Source organism: Paraburkholderia sediminicola (genome assembly GCF_046026855.1).
Classification (GTDB): Bacteria; Pseudomonadota; Gammaproteobacteria; order Burkholderiales; family Burkholderiaceae; genus Paraburkholderia; species Paraburkholderia sediminicola_A.
The window spans coordinates 25,420-44,615 of the sequence record NZ_JAQQET010000045.1; the positions used below are offsets into that span (position 1 = coordinate 25,420).

Annotated in this window: 13 protein-coding genes and 3 pseudogenes; 8 read left to right on the forward strand and 8 right to left on the reverse strand. The window is 56.1% G+C overall.

Annotation, left to right across the window (positions count from 1 at the left end; translation table 11 throughout):
- Window positions 1–115 precede the first annotated feature (115 nt).
- Together PQR40_RS34855 and PQR40_RS34860 are read right to left on the reverse strand one after the other, a co-directional pair.
- Window positions 116–781, reverse strand: a complete 666-nt coding sequence (locus PQR40_RS34855; protein WP_408510894.1) for an MDR/zinc-dependent alcohol dehydrogenase-like family protein — start codon at window positions 779–781, stop codon at window positions 116–118.
- A complete protein-coding gene (locus tag PQR40_RS34860) occupies window positions 733–1,476 on the reverse strand; it encodes a FadR/GntR family transcriptional regulator (protein WP_408510856.1) in 744 nt (247 codons plus the stop codon). The genes PQR40_RS34855 and PQR40_RS34860 overlap by 49 nt, the downstream gene beginning before the upstream one ends.
- Before the next feature lie 49 nt (window positions 1,477–1,525).
- On the opposite strand from PQR40_RS34860, the gene PQR40_RS34865 reads away from it, so the two are divergent.
- The 6 genes and pseudogenes from PQR40_RS34865 to PQR40_RS34890 all read left to right on the forward strand — a co-directional run.
- The gene (locus tag PQR40_RS34865; RefSeq protein WP_408510857.1) at window positions 1,526–2,302 is read left to right on the forward strand and encodes a gamma-glutamyl-gamma-aminobutyrate hydrolase family protein; all 777 of its coding nucleotides are present in this window, start codon (window positions 1,526–1,528) and stop codon (window positions 2,300–2,302) included.
- Window positions 2,303–2,338: 36 nt separating this feature from the next.
- The gene (locus PQR40_RS34870) at window positions 2,339–3,364 is read left to right on the forward strand and encodes a succinylglutamate desuccinylase/aspartoacylase family protein (protein ID WP_408510858.1); all 1,026 of its coding nucleotides are present in this window, start codon (window positions 2,339–2,341) and stop codon (window positions 3,362–3,364) included.
- Window positions 3,365–3,413: 49 nt separating this feature from the next.
- Window positions 3,414–4,727 (forward strand): MFS transporter, encoded by a 1,314-nt coding sequence (locus PQR40_RS34875; protein WP_408510859.1) that lies wholly within the window; start codon window positions 3,414–3,416, stop codon window positions 4,725–4,727.
- Window positions 4,728–4,843: 116 nt separating this feature from the next.
- Window positions 4,844–5,953 (forward strand): porin, encoded by a 1,110-nt coding sequence (locus PQR40_RS34880; RefSeq protein WP_408510860.1) that lies wholly within the window; start codon window positions 4,844–4,846, stop codon window positions 5,951–5,953.
- A gap of 2,628 nt (window positions 5,954–8,581) precedes the next feature.
- Complete coding sequence (locus tag PQR40_RS34885; protein ID WP_408510861.1) at window positions 8,582–9,571, forward strand: DNA-binding protein; 990 nt, start codon at window positions 8,582–8,584, stop codon at window positions 9,569–9,571.
- A 132-nt stretch (window positions 9,572–9,703) separates the two neighbouring features.
- Window positions 9,704–10,213, forward strand: a pseudogene (locus PQR40_RS34890) (IS66 family transposase); the annotation flags it as partial.
- 118 nt (window positions 10,214–10,331) lie between these two features.
- Here PQR40_RS34890 and PQR40_RS34895 read toward each other — a convergent pair.
- The 3 genes from PQR40_RS34895 to PQR40_RS34905 are packed head-to-tail and all read right to left on the reverse strand — an operon-like array spanning window position 10,332 to window position 13,500.
- A complete protein-coding gene (locus tag PQR40_RS34895) occupies window positions 10,332–11,327 on the reverse strand; it encodes a tyrosine-type recombinase/integrase (RefSeq protein WP_063495242.1) in 996 nt (331 codons plus the stop codon).
- A complete protein-coding gene (locus PQR40_RS34900; RefSeq protein WP_408416665.1) occupies window positions 11,324–12,271 on the reverse strand; it encodes a tyrosine-type recombinase/integrase in 948 nt (315 codons plus the stop codon). Before PQR40_RS34900 ends, PQR40_RS34895 begins: the two co-directional genes overlap by 4 nt.
- A complete protein-coding gene (locus tag PQR40_RS34905) occupies window positions 12,268–13,500 on the reverse strand; it encodes a site-specific integrase (protein WP_408510862.1) in 1,233 nt (410 codons plus the stop codon). The genes PQR40_RS34900 and PQR40_RS34905 overlap by 4 nt, the downstream gene beginning before the upstream one ends.
- Window positions 13,501–13,625: 125 nt before the next feature.
- Between PQR40_RS34905 and PQR40_RS34910 the strand changes: the two are divergent.
- Window positions 13,626–13,868, forward strand: a pseudogene (locus PQR40_RS34910) (transposase domain-containing protein); the annotation flags it as partial.
- A gap of 524 nt (window positions 13,869–14,392) precedes the next feature.
- Window positions 14,393–16,600, forward strand: coding sequence for a TonB-dependent receptor (locus tag PQR40_RS34915; RefSeq protein WP_408510863.1), 2,208 nt, complete (start codon window positions 14,393–14,395; stop codon window positions 16,598–16,600).
- On the opposite strand, the gene PQR40_RS34920 is transcribed toward PQR40_RS34915, so the two are convergent.
- From PQR40_RS34920 to PQR40_RS34930, 3 genes and pseudogenes are all read right to left on the reverse strand, one after another.
- Window positions 16,601–17,416 (reverse strand): helix-turn-helix transcriptional regulator, encoded by an 816-nt coding sequence (locus PQR40_RS34920; protein WP_408510864.1) that lies wholly within the window; start codon window positions 17,414–17,416, stop codon window positions 16,601–16,603.
- A gap of 421 nt (window positions 17,417–17,837) precedes the next feature.
- Window positions 17,838–18,023, reverse strand: a pseudogene (locus tag PQR40_RS34925) (transposase); the annotation flags it as partial.
- Between the two features lie 380 nt (window positions 18,024–18,403).
- Window positions 18,404–19,033 carry a hypothetical protein gene (locus tag PQR40_RS34930; protein ID WP_408510865.1) on the reverse strand — a complete coding sequence of 210 codons (630 nt, stop codon included), beginning with the start codon at window positions 19,031–19,033 and terminating at the stop codon, window positions 18,404–18,406.
- Window positions 19,034–19,196 lie beyond the last annotated feature (163 nt).

Genomic DNA, 19,196 nt, shown 5'->3' on the forward strand with positions numbered 1-19,196 from the left:
GGCCAGTCGGCTGGCATAATCGCGTCGGCGAGTCGGAACTGTTAGTTTTCACCGAATCCTGATCCAGAATTTCGTGGAAGTTAACATGGATAGATGACGTTTAGCGTCAGCCTGATCAGTCTTGAACGCCACGATCTTCAAGCGATTCCATATCGATGACAAAGCGGTACTTCATGTCTTCTGCGACGACACGCTCGAACGCCTTGTTGTTGTCCCCAATGTCGATTATTTCGATGTCACAGGTGATGACGTGCTTGGCGCTCAAATCCAGCATTTCCTGCGTTTCCGCCGCGTCGCCGATCAGTGAGCCAGCGAGACTGCGCCCCTTCATCACAGGGTTGGCTGAATGTACGGAAGGGTTGACCGGTTCGATAAGCCCGACAAGCATATGTATGCGGGCGAATTTCAGCGTTTGGCGGTAAGGATTCAGGTGGTGCTTGAGGGGAATGATGTCAAGAAGGACATCGAAGTGCTCCTGTGCAGCTTGCATCTCCGCCTCGTTCGACGAGATGACGACTTGGCCGGCTCCTTGATTGCGTACTGCTTCGGCCTTGGCTGGCGAGCGGGTGCATACGGTCTTTTCATTGCCGACCAGGAGCACTTCTTCGGTCTGGGGTTCACGGCTATGGCGTCTGACGTCGGTGAGCCAGCAAAAGCCTGTCGTTAATCGATGGGCGAATGTATCCCCGTAGCCGATGCACCAAGATAACAGGGTGATGCCAGATCGTGCGTTTAGCGCTGTGTTGCACCATCGTTCGCGTGCAATAGACTCATGCACCATCCGTATGTCGATTCGACATGCTCGAACAATTCCTGTCGGGCTTTTTCCCCGTCTCGCGAAACGATGGCGGAGATGAGCGAGGAGTGATCGAGCGACGACATCGCCTTGCTGGAGGGCATGAACGGCAACGGCAGAATCAGATTGTTCAATTGCTCCTGGATCGCGATTTCCTGACGCAACAGATCGTCGGATTTTGAGGCTTGGGCGATCGATGTGTGCAGACGTGAATCGGCCATGCGCCGCGAGACCGAGTCGGTTTGAGATTGATCGAACTCGCGTGACGCTTCTACGATTCCGGTGAAGTCTGCTTTCGTTCCTCTCTTTGCAGCAAGGAAACTTGCCTCTCCCGAGATGGCGCGACGCCAGTCCGTGAGGCTGCGAATCTTCGCGGCGTTGTATTGGTTCGTATGTGCGGCTTCTCGGAGCCGTTCGCCGACATCCTTGCACACATAAGTGCCCCCTAGGCGCCCGCGAATCGTCTCCACCAGACCTAGTTCGCGCAACGATGCTAGAGCGCTCCGTAACGTCATCGGCGCGACGCCTAGCGAGCGAGCGAGTTCCTCTTCGCGCGGCAGTTTGTCCCCTGGGCGGAGGCCGCCCGCCAGAATGCTCTCGGTTAATCGTCTGACGATGGCTTCTGGGACACTTTGACCGGTGATAGGGGTAAGTGTGGATCCAGTTTTATTTTTATACATAACATCTAGATGTTAGAGTTTAAATGTGTCAATTTACTAGGATAAGTATATGTCATTCGTACCTTCGCCGACGATGCCGCGGCGTGTGGTGGTCTCTTGCTCCCTGACGTCCGCGGTGTCGCCGCCGGAGATCAATGCTGCGATTCGGCGCCTTGCAGAACGAGTTATTGCCGGACTTGTCACGATGGATCTTCACGGCGAGCTGATTGATGCGGCGAACCCTCACTCATCCGCATGCGCCGAATTGGTTGGTTGTGCGGCGCTCATCCTGCTCGGCGGCAGTGACGTGCACCCGAAAAACTATGGAGAAAGCGATGTGCATCCGTGCACGTACGGTACCGATCCAGAGGCGGACGAGTTTGAAATCTCGCTGATTCGGCATGCCGTACGTGTTGGGATGCCGGTGCTTGCCGTTTGTCGTGGCATGCAGCTCCTGAACGTCGCGCTCGGCGGGACATTGGAACAGGATATCCCACAGGCGACGACGGTTCACCGGGTACCGAGCAGCAGCGTGCATTTCAATTCACACCCCGTTGAGGTACGGGCCGACACTCGGCTCGCGGCCATTTACGGCGCGGGGAATCTGGAAATTCAGTCGTCTCATCATCAGGCCGTCGCAAGGCTGGGAGAGGGGCTGCGCATTTCGGCAACGGCAGAGGATGGCGTCGCCGAAGCGATCGAACTGACAAGCGACGCTTGGGGGCTCGGCGTGCAATGGCATCCGGAGGCGCCGGAGACGGAGGCGCGGCAATTTGGGCTGCTCCTGACTGAACTGGCAAGGCAATGTGACCGTTATCTTTCGTCCGCACCGACAGCGATTCGGTAGCTGGACTCGCGTATCTCTATTCAATAGGTGAAGTTCATGAAATCCGACGAAGAAATCGTCAACCCGATCGAATGCGAAATCGACCTGGATGCCGACGGAAAACAGGTGGGATATCTTCGCCTGCCACACTCGGTACATCGGTCGGCGTATGGCTGGATCCCAGTTCCAATTGCCTCGATCAAGAGCGGCGATGGCCCGACGATCCTGATTATGGCGGGCAATCACGGTGACGAATACGACGGGCAGGTTATTGTTTCAGAACTGATTCGCGAGATTCCATCGGACGCCGTTTCGGGTCAATTGATTCTGCTGCCGATGGCGAATTTCCCCGCCGCAGCGGCGGGACTGAGGACGTCTCCGATTGATGGCGGCAACCTCAACCGTAGTTTTCCCGGCGACCCGGCGGGCTCGCCAACCGAGATCATGGCTCATTACATCGAGCATGTCTTGCTTGCGCGCTGTCAGTATCTCGTTGACCTGCATTCAGGAGGCAGTTCGCTGCTCTACGATACAGCGACGATGCTCATGCTCGAACCCCGCGATACAGATGAAGCGCCCGAGGTGATGAGGCTGCTCAATATGTTCGGTCTGCCGCTTGCGTTTCTTCATGGTCTCAATCCGGTGCTGAGTTCGGCCGCCGCGCGTCGTCAGAACGCGATCGCCATTATTACCGAGCTTGGCGGTGCTGGGATGGTCGATCCGGTGATGATCCAGTTGGCCCGACGTGGCTTGATGCATTTACTGGGGTACATCGGCGTGTTGAACGGTCGCATCGTCCCGGAATCGCCGCCGACAATCCCGCAAATCCTGGCTGTCGAGGGGGCGCATCATTACGTGTATGCGCGAGATAACGGCGTCTTTGAACCGCTCGTCGAACTAGGCGAGTGGGTGGCGAGCGGGCAGGCTGCAGCGCGCATCCATTTCGTCGACGAGCCGCTCCGGGAACCCGTGGTCCTGCGATTTTCCGGCGATGGCAGAGTCTGCTGCAAACGGGTGCCTGCATTGGTTCAGCGTGGTGATTGCCTGTTTCAGTTGGCAAAAAATCACGAAGGTGCGAGCTGACGTCATTAGTGTGTGTTCACCGAATTACGAATACTGACAAGGATAAAAAATGAAATACGGAAGCATAGAACCGGCCGGCGACGGCATTCCACTGCCGACCACGAATTTCGATAGTCGATCTTTTGGCTGGAAGGCAATTTGTGCCATTGTGGCCGGAAATGTGATCGAGTATTACGACTTCATCATCTATACACTTTTCGCCGTCTACATTGGCCGAACGTACTTCCCGCTTGGTGATAAGTATGGCAGCTTGCTCGCTTCGCTCGCAACACTGGGCGTCGGATTTGTCGCACGTCCCGTTGGCGCAGTGGTGCTTGGTACATTTGCCGACAAGCGAGGCCGCAAACCTGCTCTCTACTTGTCGATTCTGCTGATGACTTTCGGCGCGCTCGGCATCGCCGCTACGCCGTCGTACGCCAGGATCGGCATTGCCGCACCGATCATCGTGGTGATGTCGAGGATGATTCAGGGCTTCGCGGTGGGAGGTGAGGCCGGCACGGCAATCAGCATGCTTGCCGAATCCGCTCCATCGAATCGACGCGGTTTCTATACGAGCTGGCAGCTGGCGACGCAAGGTCTTGCGGGGTTTGTCGGGGCGGCAGTGGGCGTGGCGGTTGCCTATATCCTCGGTCAGGAAACCCTCGCATCTTGGGGTTGGCGAATCCCTTTCCTGTTTTCGCTGGGACTGATTCCCATCGCGATCTACATTCGTAGTCGCCTCCCGGAGACCTTTCGCGGTGATCACAAGATCAGCTCGGAATCGCTACTGCGACGCGTTTTGACGGATCATCGCGGCGTCATTGTGAAAACTGTGCTGTCGATTGCCGGCGTGGCAGTCGCGTTCCAGATCGGCGGGTACATGGGCAGCTACGCAATACAGACGCTGCACCTTCCGGTCATGGTCGCCCAAATGTCCTTGTTGCTGCCTACCGCTGGAAACTTCTTCGGTGCGTTGATCGGCGGTGCACTAAGCGACAAGTACGGGCGGATGCCAGTCATGGTCTGGCCACTTGTCGTGTTACTCGTCGTAGCATTGCCTTGTTTCGGCTGGCTCAACCAATTCGGCGGCTCGCTTGCGCTGGTCGTCGCCGCGGCATCGATTCCATTCCTTGCAGCCATCACGGGCGCTGCTGCGTTGGTGACCATTCCTGAACTAATTCCGACATACATTCGTGGCACTGGCGTCGCGCTGGTTTACTCGACGGCAACGGCAATATTCGGCGGGAGTACCCAGTTTGTGATTACGTGTTTGATGTCTTTGACTCATAAACCGATCGTAATTGGCGGCTACCTGATGGTGTGGTGTTGCATCAGCTTGATCGCGATCTACACGTTGCGTAACGAAAGGCGCTCCATGTCGTAAGTCGATTTATATTTGTCTATCGAAGGTATTGTAAATAGAAGTGCCATCGAAAATAAATAAGGTGCCGATTTAAATAAATATTAATTAGTAATGCAAAATGTTATTGAGGTGGGAAAATGCCAGAAAAAATTAAACGTGCAGTATTACTATTCGGTGTTTTGTTGGGGGTGGGCGATTATTCATACGCGCAAAGCAACGTGACCCTGTACGGTATTATCGACGATGGAATCCAATACACGAACAACTATGGCGGAACGAAGCGGATTGCGATGGGGCAGAGCATGCAGGCGAGCCGCTGGGGGGTGAAAGGGAGTGAGGACCTGGGCGACCAATGGAGCGCAGTGTTCTACCTCGAGAATGGTTTCAACCCGTCGACGGGTGCGCTGGGTGCGGGCGGCGGGATATTCGGCAAGAAGGCCATTGTCGGTTTGTCGTCGCCGTATGGTACGGTGTTGTTGGGGCGACAATACTCGTCCATTCTGAATTGGACGTATCCATTCGCTGTGAACGAGACATGGGCAGGCGGCCTAGAAGCGTATGCCAATGACGTTGATGACACAGGTGGCGACATCCATCTTAACAATACCGTCAGGTATACGAGTCCGAACTTCAACGGTTTCAGTTTCGGCGGGCAATATAGTCTCGGTGGCGTAGCGGGAAATTTCTCTGCCAATAGCGAGTGGGGCCTGGGCACCTCGTATCTGAACGACAACTTCGGGATCGGTGCGGCCTATCAGCATTTCACCGATCCTGCTGCCTACACGGCTGGTGCGAATACTGCAAGTTATACGAATGTTTACTACGGGAAGGCGGTAGCCATCGCGCGCGGCCAGGACATTTTCGTCACGGGCGCTTACTACAACGTCGGGAACTGGAATACTGCTGCACTCTATTCGCACGTGCGCTTCTACGCGCAGGACGGTGGCGCCATTGCGTCTTTCAACAACTATCAAGTCGGGGCGAACTACAAGTTCACGCCGGCCTTTCAGCTGGGTGCGCTCTACGTCCTGACGAATGAAAACAGTGCATTGGAGGGCGGAAGCTCGAAGATTCACCAAGCAGCGGTGGTGGCCGACTACTTCCTGTCGAAAACCACTGATATTTACGCCTTGGGAAGCGTGGTGTTTGTTCACGGTGGAATTCAGAACGCACAGTCGACCGCACAGGTAGCCTCGTCGACAAATCGTCAGATTGTTGCCAGCGTGGGGATCCGAAAAAAATTCTGACGTATTGTCTCTTGGATCAAGCACAATCGATCCATCCGGCTCGACAGGACTTGGCGGGCGCTGTTGCTTTTGCAGTCGGTTAGTGACGAGAGGGGGCGACGCGACTTGTGATATCGATTGCCGCCCTCCTGTTCGGTCTGGTATGAGGCACGATCCTGTATGCCTATTTCAGCTCCCTGGTTCCGCGCGTTAGCGAAATTCTCAGCGACAAAAATTGCGTACCGAGACTGTATTTACGTTGCAGACCTGTTCGGACTTCAGACTCATCGCCGTGATTGTACGTGCACAAAACCATACCTTCGATAAGAAAATCTGATCGTGAATAAGCTGTTCGAGCCACATGTCATCGGAGACATGAAATTCCGCAATCGCGCCGCGTTGTCGCCGGCGTGTCAGTGTGAAGCGAGAGATGGCTTTGTGGCGCCGTTTCACGGTATGCACTATTGAAGTGCGCGCATGCCGGGTCGAAGGCCAGCATGCAGCGTACGACGGCGGTGCCTTGTTGATCGCTGCGGATAGGATCAGGGGTGACGTGCCCTAGCCGGTGGTTTTGCGGAGTACGCTTGCTGCCGGAGAGGGCTGTCCAGTCCCGAGCGCCCTCGACACATCAGGAATCGCGACGGTGCGTGCCGATTTCGCGGCGGCCGGGCGTAGAACGCAATAAAGATGTCAACTTCGGGACATTAAACTCGTCAATTCGCGGAGTCACTGCGCATCGAAGGGCGAGAAGGCTTGTTGGGCAATGGTTTCCGGGACGCGAAGTAATCATGTCAATTGCTCGAGTCGCCTACCAACGAGAATCCTGAATATACGGGCGCCACGCGCTGAGGGTCTTCGCAGACCAAGGTGCACCGCCCCCAGCGAGCGTCGACCGTAGTGAATCTGCCTCCGTTGTGACAAAAAACGATTGCCCATTGAAAGGCTGGAGTAAAGGGGTACATCTCGATCCGCAAGGCTCCGATCTTGCAGCGTTGCAAAACTGTTTAGCCATCCTGGTGATGCGATGCGTAACGACGCGACCGGCTTCTCCTCATCTGGCTACGGAACTGATCCGCGCCAGTCATCTCCTGTATTCCTTTGCGCGCACTCAACTCGTCGGCGGCCGTTCAGGGTAGCGCGGAACCGAATCGTCTCCGCATTCCCAGTCGGTCCTGCAAAACTCTGTTTGCCTAATATTGCTTCGTGAAGCAACACGCCAACCAAGATAACTGGCGCTGCCCATGCATTGGGGCGTCGTATTGCAAAGCAACCGCACATACAGGCACAATCGAACGAATCTTGCTTCGATATAGGCCTTTTCTTTGAATTATTCTTCTGCGTACCCACAATGCATAAAACCGATAAATCTTCCTGTCGCACAAAAGGCCCTCCGGGTAGATGCCGTGTCTTCAAGTTTGGCACAGCGAAGTAATGAAAATCATCCTTTCGATTAAATCGGAAGTTTTAATTGAAAGTTTAGAAAGTAATTGTTGGTAAAAATAAGAGCGGTATACTGAGGTCCCGTCGCCGGATTTTCTGGTCTATGATCACATAGAACATATTAAGAATGACAATTAGAGAAATGCGAACTGCGCAATTTTGATTGATCGATTCTCACGGGGCAATACATGGCGTCGACACAGATTTTCCCGGTCTTGTTTCAGGTTCCTTGGTTTCCCCAAGTGAAACTAGAATTCGCGTCTTTAGCAATATGCGTTAAATGAATTCGAAAATATTATCATTATGATCCGGCTGGCATCGGCACTGTCAAAAATGGCCATCTTGATATGGTTTTGTATCGAGATAGCACTTCCATTTTTTACATTTTACTGTTTTTTTGCTGGAAGCAAAACTTCAGATTTAGGAAAATTCGAAGGAATGTGGTCCTCAACCACAGTCAACTATCTGCCTCGCATTAGATTTTCCGGCTTACCTGACTCTAATTATCTAGATATGTTGGGGGCAGTGACGTGGTGGATGGGCGTATCATCTATTCCAATTTTCATGATCCCGGCGATTGCGCGATTTTACTATAAGCGGCGGCTCATAATAAATGAGATTTCCGCGAAGCCTAGTCCGTTAAGAACAAAACATGACGCTCTGAAGAACCGAGTTTTTTTGATACTGTTGATCGTTCCAAGTCTGTATTACGTAATTGATGGGTATTTTTCTCATTCGCCGATCACACTGCGATCAGCGGCAGGGGCTGCCGCGATAATTATCGGAATATCGTTTGGTCCCGCTGCAATCATTCTTCTCGTTACTGCGTTTGTGATCGATTGTCTCGTACCAGTGGTCACACCTGATCAAGGAGTATCTCATGAGTAGCGGAACTTCCCCATCAACCAACCCCCAGAGTGGGGAACTCAACATCCTGGTAACCATGGAGCCGCAACAAACTGGCGGTGGCTCAGGGACGGACAGCGGGGGCAATGGTTTTCTCAAATCTCTTGCTCCCTCGCCTCTCGATTGGACCACAATGGGAGCAACCGCGTATAGCGCGCTGCTATCCACCTTAGCCTCGTATGGAGTCGCGGGGGAGGCCGAGGAAGAAGCGGCTAGTGCCTACGCAAAAACCTTGGATTTCCCCATTTTTGCGCTTCCATTAATCTTGGCGGACGTCGCCAATGCATCCGGAGAGGATGGTGTGTGGGGAGCAGTCAAGGCGGCGGTAGGAATATCAAACGCGCCCGCGATGCGCTGCTGGCGCAGGGGCAACACCCGTCGATCGACGCGATACGTATCGCGCTCGGCAACACCGGCTCAAAATCGACGATCCACCGCTACCTGAAAGAACTCGAAGAGGAGGACGACGCGTCGCTCACGCGCGCCGGGTCGCTGTCCGACGCCATTCAGGATCTCGTAGCGCGGCTGGCCGCGCGCCTGCACGAGGAAGCGCAGGCGTTGGTCGACCAGCAACTGGCGGCCGCCGCTGCGCAGCGCCAGCAGGCTCAGGCCGAGATCGCGAAGCTGGCCGGCGACGTTGCGGCGCTGCGCGCACAACTGGCCGAGGCCGGCGCCACAGTCGTACGCGAGCAGGCCGCGCATGCGGACACCCACACAGCATTGCAGCAGCGCGCGCTCAACGTCGAACGTCTTGCGCAGCAAGTGCGCGACCTGACCGAGCGGCTCGCCGAACACGACGGCTTCCGACGCTCGCTTGAGGAGAAACTGCAGCACGCGCACGAAGCGCTCGAACACTACCGCACGGCCAGCAGGGAGCAGCGCGAACAGGAAGCGCGCCGGCACGAGCAGCAGGTTCAGCAACTGCAAGCCGAGCTGCGGCAGACAAACCAGACGCAGATCGTCAAGCAGAACGAAATCACCCAGTTGAACCGGGACAACGCACGGCTCGTCGCCGAAGCCGGCGCCGCGACCAGGTATCTACGCGAGCAGCAGACGCGCTGCGAACAGTTGCAGAATGCGTTGAGCCAGGCGCTTGCCGACCATGCACGCGCCAAGGCCGAGCACGACATATTGCAGACAACGGCGAGGGCTCAGGCGACTCAACTGACGCAGGTGCACGAGGCACGCGAATCGCTGACCGCCGATCTGACGAAGCTCGCGGCGCAGTTCGACGCGCGGCAGCAGCTTCTCGTGGACTACCGGATGCGTCTCGGTATTGCGGAGGCCGGCTAGCCAGATGCCGCTTGAGTGCGGCAGCACGCCGACTGACTTCGTTTTACCTTATGCCAAAAGACGACAGTGACGGCGAAACCTTATAAGCCCGAGGCTTATGATAGGAATTCGCGCTTACCTTGTTGATCCCCCTACCGTAGTGCCGAAGACTGCTGCGAACCCGTCGTGCTGTTCGACTACCAGCCGGGGCGCGCTCAGCAATATCCCCAGGCGTTCCTCGCCGGCTACAAGGGTCTGCTGATGACCGATGGATACGCCGCCTGGCGCACGCTCGAAGGTCCGACCCACTTCGGATGCCTCGCCCACGCGCGACGCGCCTTTGTTGATGCCTTCAAGGGCATGAAGAAACCAGGCGGGCGTGCCGCACATGCACTGGAATACTTTAAGGCGCTCTACCAGGTCGAAACACTCGCAAAAGGAGATCTGCCCGAGGGCGAGACGCGCGTCGATTACACCTTCCGGCTGCGTCAGCAACACAGCGTGCCGCTGCTGGAGTCCTTCAGGAAATGGCTTGACGAACTGGCACCGCAAATTCTTCCTGAGAGCCTGCTGGGCAAAGCGATCTCCTATACACGCAATCAGTGGACGTACCTCAGCCGCTACGTGAACGACGGGCGCGCGCCAATCGATAACAACGTCATTCATGCCGCTAGCGGCATGAATCACGTTATGCCGACTCCCGGATTATGCCGCGTCCCGAAGCCACGGGCGCATCAGTTGGGCGGATCCCTGTTCCGGGTCGCTCGGATTGTCGGCATTATCAAAGGCCCTCCAGGAAGGCGAGCAAGGGGTCGGGAGGTTTGTAACGCGTCGGCGCAATGCCGCTCGCATTGGCGTGCGCAAGCGCGCGTTCCTTGAGCCGCATGTCGGCGTGCAGGTAGATCTGGGTCGTCTCAGATGATTCATGTCCGAGCCAGAGCGCGATCACGGTCAGGTCTACGCCGTGATGCAACAGGCTCATCGCGGCCGCGTGCCGAAGCGTGTGGGGCGTTACTGATTTTTTCTTCAGCGAGGGGCACGAGAGACGCGCGATTTCGACGTTGCGTGACACGAGTCGCTGAAGAGCATCGGCACTGAGATGACCGCCGCGCGAACTGGGGAAGACAGGATCATCTGGTTCGCCTGGTTGATACCGTAGCCATTCTTTCAGGACGGCAACGACATCCGGTCGCAGCGGAGTGCATCGCATCTTTCTGCCTTTGCCGAGGCAACGGACGTGGGCGCCTGTGCCGAGCACCACATCCTGACGCCTGAGAGAGGTCAGTTCGCTGTTGCGCAGACCCGTTTGAACCGCTACAAGAAGCAGCGTTCGGTCGCGGTTGCCGATCCATGTTCGTACATCGGGTGCAGCTACCAGGGATGCGGCCTCGCTCTCGGTGAGAAACTCGACGGGGCCGTGTTCACAGCGTTTGGATGGAATCGCAAGGATGCGCTGACATTGCAGGAACAGCGCGGGCTCGCTGACCGCGACGAACCGGAAGAAGGCATGCACAGCGGCGAGGCGCGTATTACGTGTCCGCACTGAATTTCCCCTGTCCTGTTCAAGGTGCTGAAGGAATTTCTCGATCAACGACGCGTCGAAGTCTTCGATCCGCAGTTTTGACGGCACGCGCCCGATATGCTTCATGGCGAACGCCAGCAGCAAGCGGAACGTGTCGCGGTAACTCGCCACCGTGTGCGAACTCAGACCTTGCTGCTCGAGCAGGCGCTGGGTAAAGAAACGCTGGACGAGGGATGGAAGGCCGGCGGCGTTCATGGCCGCTCTCCCGGACAGTTCCTGCTGAGATAGCCTGCCGCAAGTTCAAGCAACTCCGGAACCGCTTCGATGTACCAGTACGTAAGACCAACGTTGACATGTCCAAGGTAGGCGGCAAGTTTTGGCAATTCCCGGCTCACGTCCAGTCCGGCGCGATACCATGCAACCAGCCTTCCAGTCGCGAAACTGTGTCGAAAGTCCTGGAGCCGTGGGCCGTAACCTGCCCGGCCATCCTTTGTCGCTGGCCGTAGGCCGACCGCACGCGACATTCTGACGAACATGTTGCGCACAGCGCTGGCGTTCAGTCTCATACCACGCTCACCCACCAGGAACGCTTCACTCACCCGTAGAGGGCAGAGTTGGTCGCGACTCTGCGCGTAGCGTTCGAGTGCCTCGCGGGTCGACTCTTCGACAGGAACAAAGCGCGATTTGCCGAACTTCGATTCCCGAACGGAGAGTATTCCGTTCACGAGATCAACGTCGCACCGGTCGAGCGAAAGGGCTTCGCCTGGTCTGAGGCCGGTCGCTGCGAGAAGCCCGATGAGCGTCGTATAGGCCAGTGCTCGCAAGCCTGTGCGCGAGCGTAGCCGCGCAGCATGAGTCATGAGCAGGGTAATTTCCTGTTCCGCGTAAATATGCGGAGGATTGCGCCGTCGGCGGGCACTGAGGAGTCCTGCTGGAGGAATCTCATTCCGACTGTCGATGGCGTTCATCCACTTGGCGAATCCTCTCACCTGGGAGAGACGCCGCCCCCAGGTAGCGCGTTCGACGAGTACGGGCGTCGTCGCCCAGCGCAGAGCCAGATCGGTGGTGATGAACTCGGCACCTTCGTGTTCCAGAAGATCAACGAAATGACCGAGTGCCAATGCAGGTTCATAGAATTTCGCCCCGAGCACCCGGCGCACTGCGACGTACCGAGCGAGGGAGTCACGGATCGCAGTCATATTGCACCTCCCGTCGTGGGCCACGGGCGTGCTACCCTGCGCAGATCCTCAAACGCAACCTTTGCATAGATCGCGGTACTGTCCTGTGAGCGGTGCCGTAAGACCTCAGCGATTTCCGCGATCGACGCACCATGGCGAATCATCGTCGTCGCCAGACCGTGGCGGAATAGATGCGCGGCGCCACGGCACGCGGGACGGAATTCGGCACGAGCGAAAGCCAGACGAACAATGTGGCCAATCGCCGCGGGTCCCGCCAGACCGACGCGCGGTGCCCACATGCGAAGGAAGACCCGTCGCGATGCGCTCGCACCTCGATCGTCGCGAAGGTACATGGCAATCGCCTCTCCAACCTCGGATGGCAGAGGGAGATGCTCGACCATTTGCCCCTTACCATGAACGACGAGTTCTCCGGAACGCCAGTGGATGTCGCCCAGTTCAAGCGCGACGATCTCTCCGGCACGCAAACCGAGCCGCGCCAGCAACAGCAGGACGGCATAATCACGGCTCCCGCGTGGAGTCGACCGATCAGCAGTTGCAATCAGGGCCTCTTCCTGCTCCGGCGTGAGGAACGTTGGCACAGTTGACTGCCGCCACTTGCGAACCGAAGGCACCGACTCATACAGGTCTCGTGCCGTCTCGCCATGCAGAAAGAGGAAATGGCAAAACGAGCGAAGGGCCACCGTCATCAGCCGCGTGTACTCCGCCGACCGGCCTTTGCTGCGGGTAAGGAGGTGATTCCGGATCGTCATGGCGTCGAATGCATCGGGCAATATGTCGCCGTCGCCGACATCCTGGCTGTTGAGGAAGTCGCGAATGAAGGGCCCGTAGACGAGCACCGAGTTCTTCGCAAGTCCACGATCCTGCCGCAGGTAGTCCAGGTACCGCTCGTAGATATGGGTGATCGCAGATTGGTCGCCCAATGTCGGCGAGAGCACGATGGCTTCGTCACGCAGATAGGCAAGAAACGACCGTAACACGGCAAGCTCGAACTGAACACGCGCTTCAGGAGCGTCGGTCAGGCGCTCCATGAAACAAGCCGTAGCGGACTCATCAAGGTCAACCAGTCCGACGTTCGTGCTCTTCATCCACCGAGAGAAGGCAGACAAAACCCTTCGTTTCTTGAGAAGCGTTACTTCGGAATAACGTGCCGTCCGTAGACGATCAAGGAATGTATCAATGTGACGGGCGGGCAGCCCGCCCGATGCGCTGACTGTGTGTATCGCCTTCATTTGATTTCTCCTGGCCAGCGTAACAGCCAGCCTGAGAAATCATACGGATTATGCCGGCTCGACAATCACACAGGGGCGTGTTCGATGCTCTTTGGGACCTTGACTCGGCATAATCCGGGAGTCGGCATAACGTCATCGAGCGCGACATTCGGCCATTCTGCACGGGCAGATCCTCGTGGCTGTTCAGTGACACCGTTGCCGGTGCGAAGGCCAGCGCAATGATCTACAGCTTGATGCTCACGTGCCGAGCGTGCAACGTCGAACCTTATGCATACCTCGTACGGGTACTCAGCGAATTGCCGCAACGAGCATTAGACGCCGATGTTACCGACCTGCTGCCGTTTAACTTCTCGCAGCCTACGGCTTGACCGCGTAACAGCGCTTGCTCCGAACCGTATTGACGCGAACGTTGCCACGCGGACATATTGGTCCCGTGTGTGCCAGATCGAGCGCTTACGAACAAGCGGCATGTTCTTGCATCGTGAATAAGCAGTGTTTGGACAACAATGTTTGTGTTGGGGGAGACGGTCCTCCGCGATAGGGAGGGTGTCGGGTCTCAGTCGGATGTCAGTCCACAGTCGCGCCACTTGCTGGGGGTTGTATAACCCAGTATCCGGACAGTCCGCCCCGTAAACGCTTGACGTTCAAGACAGTTACTCCGGTTGGTCATGGACACTCCCGATCAGAAGAAACGGAGCGGATCCATCAGAAAAGTCGAATCGCGTGCAACACCCGATGTCGGCGGCGCCTATGCTCGGATCAACAAGTGGCGCTAATACGCCGATCGGTGACAAATTTTGGCCGTGTCGAGTAAGTGCATGGCGGCTTCGCGTTATCAAAAGATGTCCCAATGTGGGTAGACTTCGCATCTCAAATACGAATGAGACGCATTATGATTGAAGAAAAGATTTACTGGGCATATGACTTGCGGTCCCAAGGACGCGCAATCTTTAAACCATGCCTACGATTTTTATTACCCGCTGCCTTAGCGCTTGCCGGTGTGATGCCATTAAACGCGCGAGCCCAAACGCGCCGTGATGATTTGGAGACGATCCGGCAAGAAAAACAAGGTTCCTCATCGAACTCCGCCTCCTCCGACGACACGGCTAGCTTGCCACCCGTCAAGGTAACTGCGCGCAAAACAACCGAGCGAGCCCAAGACGTTCCGGAAAGCATAACAACTATTGGAAGTGACGTAATGAGAACCGCGCCGCTGGACCCGGCCGTCGCGATCATGCAAAACGCTCCGAACGTGCTATGGAACAACTGGGCTGCTAACCAAGGATTCTTTTCCATACGCGGAGTTAGTTCGTTAGGCGGCCCAGTGAACAATTCTGACGGAACGGTCGGGTTTGTTGTTGACGGCGTGCCAGCCAGTATGTCCGGTCTATCAAACGTCTTGCTCGACGTAGACCGGGTTGAGGTGTTGCGGGGCCCTCAGGGAACGCTATGGGGCAGTAATACGCTCGGTGGAGCGATTAACGTGGTCACCAATCAACCAGACGGTAAGCGTGACGTGCACGTCACCACCGAAGTGGGTTCACATGGATATTGGGAACAGGAAGGTGTCGTGGCAGGAAACATTGTTCCCGATGAATTGGACGGGCGCGCTGCGGTTCGGTTAAGTCACTATGGCGGCGATATTGGAAGCGTATACACCGACAGGCTCGACGCTCAACGCGTCCAGGCTTTCCGTGGAGGCTTCAGGTTCCGAAGCAGCGACGGGACCGTCGCCACCTTGACTGGAAGCTACACACACGACGATGGCAATTCGCCATTTTTTCTAAAGCAAACCGCGTCGGATCCCGTCAGTGGAACCCTGACGGAACCACAACAGGACACGACGCAATCAAGCCTCACACTGAAAATTGAACATCCCTTTGATAAGTTCACGTTGACGTCAATCTCTGGATATCAACAAAACAAGCTTGATGCCAATACAAATGTGACTGATCAACTGGTTGACGAAGCCTTAGGTATTCCATCAGCTTACATCGTAAGCCAGCCCGTCCTCACAGATGATCGCGAGAGAATTTTCAGTCAGGAACTGAGGCTGAACTCTGTGGAGGGCGGACCTTACCGTTGGGTTGTAGGTGTGAACGCTAACCATACGGACGCGGATCGGTGGTGGAGCAGTTCAAACCTTACGCCCACACAACACACGAACCTGACAACTCTTAACCTAGGTCTGTTTGCGGACGGCTCAGTAGCGCTGGACGATCGTTGGACATTGTCGATCGGCGGGCGTGTCAGTCACGATGATATTCACGTGGCTGACAGCAACGCGGCCGACCTGGCGGCGCTGAGCGGTACAAATTCGACGTCGCAGGGTTATCTTACGGGTCGCATCGCACTGAATTACAAATGGGACGACCAAGCGATGACCTACATTTCAATTGCACGAGGCCATTCATCGCAACTTTTTCCGCTTTACAACACGCCTGTTAACGGCCAAGTCGCAGATGCCTACCCCGCGGCATCGGGATGGACCTACGAGGTCGGCACCAAACTGGATTTACTCGCAGGAAAACTACAATTGGATGGAAGCGTCTTCTACAACAACATCAAAGATGGCGTTCTGACTTATCTTGATCCCATCACATCGACATTCCAGACGACCTATCAAAGCTACTATACAACTGGCTTCGAGCTACAAGCACGGGCTCTTCTGAGCAAAGGTTTAACACTTAACAGCGCTATAGGCTATACGCACGCGGAGTTAAAACCCGGAGGTTCAAATGCGTCCTTCGCGACCAACCGCGTTCCGTACATTCCTTCGTGGACAGCTAATGCGGGACTTCAATATGCGTTCGCCGCGGGACGTTTTGGGCTGCCCGGTGAAATTATGCTCGGTGCGAACTACCAGTTTGTAAGCTCGCGTACTGTCGACGTTCAAAACTCGTTTTCGTTGCATCCCTACGGCGTCGTGAATGCCTCCATTGGATGGCGGAGTGCCAACGGCAAGACCCAGTTATCCGGTTTCGCCCGAAATCTGACAAACGAACGATATGAACTATACGGTTCAAGTCTAGGGGGAGTGCCAACAGTGATGGTGGGACGCGGTAGGATTGTGGGAGCCTCCGTGACTGAATATTTTTGACTACCCCTGCTCATTCTCGCTGTCGAAGCCTACCGCTGGTAGGCTTGACGCATATTGCGTTGGACTCCTTCCTACGGTTCGCTTGAACATGGCAATAAATGCGCTCGAATGCTGATACCCGAGAGCCGTGGCAATGCGCGTGACGGGGTGTCGCGCTGCTAACCATTCCAAAGCGAGACTCATCTGAAAATGACGATGCCAGGTTCCAAAGGACATGCCTGTCTCCACTTGAAACAGACGGCTGAGCGTGCGGTCGCTTGCGCCTATTCGTTCGCCCCAGTCGCGCAATGATAGTCGTTGAGCAGGATCCGCATAGAGTAGTTCAACGAGTCGTCGCAGCCGACGGTCGGAGGGCATTACAAGACGAAATATAACCTCCGGCGAGGAAGCGAGCTCGTCAAGCATAGTTCGCGAAAACCGCGCCTCACGCGGTGCTTCAGTGCGGCGAAGCGGTGTGCCTTGCAAAAGGCGCAAGAGCATTTCCCGCAGCAGCGGATCCACCTTGAGCGTTCGGCAAAGGTTAAGCCCTTGCCAGACGGGGTCCTCGCCGGGTTCGAAATATAAGAACCCGATAGCAGCGGGTGCGGATGTCAATGAACGGTGTGGGACGTCAGGCGGAATCCAAAGCGCGTGACAAGGTGGGATGCAATGGACAACATCTTCAACCTGCACCGACACAGTTAAGTTCAATGGAAAGGTCAACTGAGCCTTCGAATGTGAATGAAAACCGATGTCGCGATAGTCGCGCGTGTCGATTACCGCTGCAGTCGCGGAACATGTAATATCGTCTGGATTCACAAACTCAGACGGTTTCAAAAAGGTTAGCCTTGGAGAAGTCATGAGCTCGATAACGCTAGTGTGCACGGCATTGTCAACTTGCCGAGAGTTTGATGGAAAAACCCGACATGACGAACGTTTAGAAACCGGACGATTTGTGGGTAGCTGGCGCTAGGCCACTAAGCATACAGTGAGTTATTTCCATAAAGTGATGGCGCGCGTAGACTCAGCTTCGTGAAAAGTTGCCTGATATTACAGGACCAACCCAACGGTTTGACAATGTCCATTCAAGCCTTAGTGGTGAGTAGCCCCGAGGAGTTTCACCCCGAGGCTCTCGCAGAACCGGACGTGAGGCTCGCACCTCATCCGGCTCCCGTTACCCAACCTCGCGCCGAGCGATACGCCAGTGAACGAACAACCGTGGAGCGAGTTCCTTCATCTTGCCGAGCCATCGGACACAGAGGAACACGCCGATCTGGCTGTTCTCGATACGGCCTGCGGTGCCACTGTACTGGCGTTGCACACCGGCCGAGTGCTGCCCCTTCTTGACGAAGCCGGTTTCATCCATGATCAGCACCGCGTTACGTTCGGCCAGTTGTTCAACAACATACTCCCGCAGTACATCGCGCGCGGCATCGGCATGCCAGTGTCAGCAAGTCACCGCCGCTTCGGCTCGCTTCCTCCCGCAGCGGAAGAAGGGCATGTTCCTAGCACTGCCACATCAACTTCTCCAGGTAATACATTCCAGACATGCTCAAGCAGCTTCACCCCCGTGTGGGCGGACTACGCTGGCTGGGCGTACCATAGGTGAAATCCGAAAGCCGCAACTGGTTCGGTCGCTCCGCCCGGAACTGCCGATGACCCGGTCCAGCGGATAGGGTGCTTTATCGTCCCTGATCGTCGCATAACGCTCGACGGCATTCACACGACGCTGGAAAGCGCGACGCTCTTCGTCACCGAATTCCGTGTAGGCGACGCCGGGCCATGCCGCAACGTCCAGAGCCTGAAAATCAGCACGCCGCCGGTTCATGCCACTTCTCCAACGGCGACAAACTCCGTGAGCAGCGACAATTCGTGCGCGCGTAGTTCCGGTGCCTGCACACGGCCGGCATGCAGCAAGCCGAAAACTGCGGCACGCACGAGAACTGGATCCCCGGTCGTGAACTCGCGCTCAATCGAAAGTAGCCGATGCGGACGAGCAACAAACCGCTCAATCGCGCTACTGAGCGACGGAGGTACGAGGCCACGCGTGGCAACGAGGCAAGGGAGCATCCGCTTCCAGTTCGCTATCCACGCGCGCGAGGCAGCGATTTCAGATGACTGAACCGACCTGACCGTCAGCCCTGCAGTGCCGAGGACCGCGTCTGGTTTTACAGACGGCGCGGAGTCCGAATCAAATAGGATAACTAACTCTTGACGATCAAAGTAACGCACCCAAAAATCCGCGAGATAGCGTTTCCCTTCAGATTGGATAAAACCCGGTCGCTCACAGAACGCGGAGACCGCTGGATCTGCCTCAAGGATTACCCACTGCTCGAGCGAGGACTGGCGGTACAGCGTCAGTCGTCGGTTCGCCTTCAGGCTGAACGCTTCAAGGCGATGGGCGCCGCGGGGACGGTCGAGCGCGATCGGCTGACAATCGATAATATTGTCCATAAGATCAGTGGCTTACGGAGAAAATTCGAAGTCTAGGACGCGGATTGACGCATTTAATGCGGACTTATGCGAATTGACGATTTTATTTCGTTCGGACTGGAAATAAACATGTCAACTCGTGCCGTGGAACTCAGCCTTTACAAGCATTCCGGATTGACAGATT

What these genes read in the sequence shown, in the direction of transcription:
- PQR40_RS34855 (WP_408510894.1), bottom strand. Translation starts at nt 781, where the DNA reads ATGGTGCATGAGTCTATTGCACGCGAACGATGGTGCAACACAGCGCTA.
- PQR40_RS34860 (WP_408510856.1), bottom strand. Translation starts at nt 1,476, where the DNA reads ATGTATAAAAATAAAACTGGATCCACACTTACCCCTATCACCGGTCAA.
- PQR40_RS34865 (WP_408510857.1), top strand. Translation starts at nt 1,526, where the DNA reads ATGTCATTCGTACCTTCGCCGACGATGCCGCGGCGTGTGGTGGTCTCT.
- PQR40_RS34870 (WP_408510858.1), top strand. Translation starts at nt 2,339, where the DNA reads ATGAAATCCGACGAAGAAATCGTCAACCCGATCGAATGCGAAATCGAC.
- PQR40_RS34875 (WP_408510859.1), top strand. Translation starts at nt 3,414, where the DNA reads ATGAAATACGGAAGCATAGAACCGGCCGGCGACGGCATTCCACTGCCG.
- PQR40_RS34880 (WP_408510860.1), top strand. Translation starts at nt 4,844, where the DNA reads ATGCCAGAAAAAATTAAACGTGCAGTATTACTATTCGGTGTTTTGTTG.
- PQR40_RS34895 (WP_063495242.1), bottom strand. Translation starts at nt 11,327, where the DNA reads ATGAACGCCGCCGGCCTTCCATCCCTCGTCCAGCGTTTCTTTACCCAG.
- PQR40_RS34900 (WP_408416665.1), bottom strand. Translation starts at nt 12,271, where the DNA reads ATGACTGCGATCCGTGACTCCCTCGCTCGGTACGTCGCAGTGCGCCGG.
- PQR40_RS34905 (WP_408510862.1), bottom strand. Translation starts at nt 13,500, where the DNA reads ATGAAGGCGATACACACAGTCAGCGCATCGGGCGGGCTGCCCGCCCGT.
- PQR40_RS34915 (WP_408510863.1), top strand. Translation starts at nt 14,393, where the DNA reads ATGATTGAAGAAAAGATTTACTGGGCATATGACTTGCGGTCCCAAGGA.
- PQR40_RS34930 (WP_408510865.1), bottom strand. Translation starts at nt 19,033, where the DNA reads ATGGACAATATTATCGATTGTCAGCCGATCGCGCTCGACCGTCCCCGC.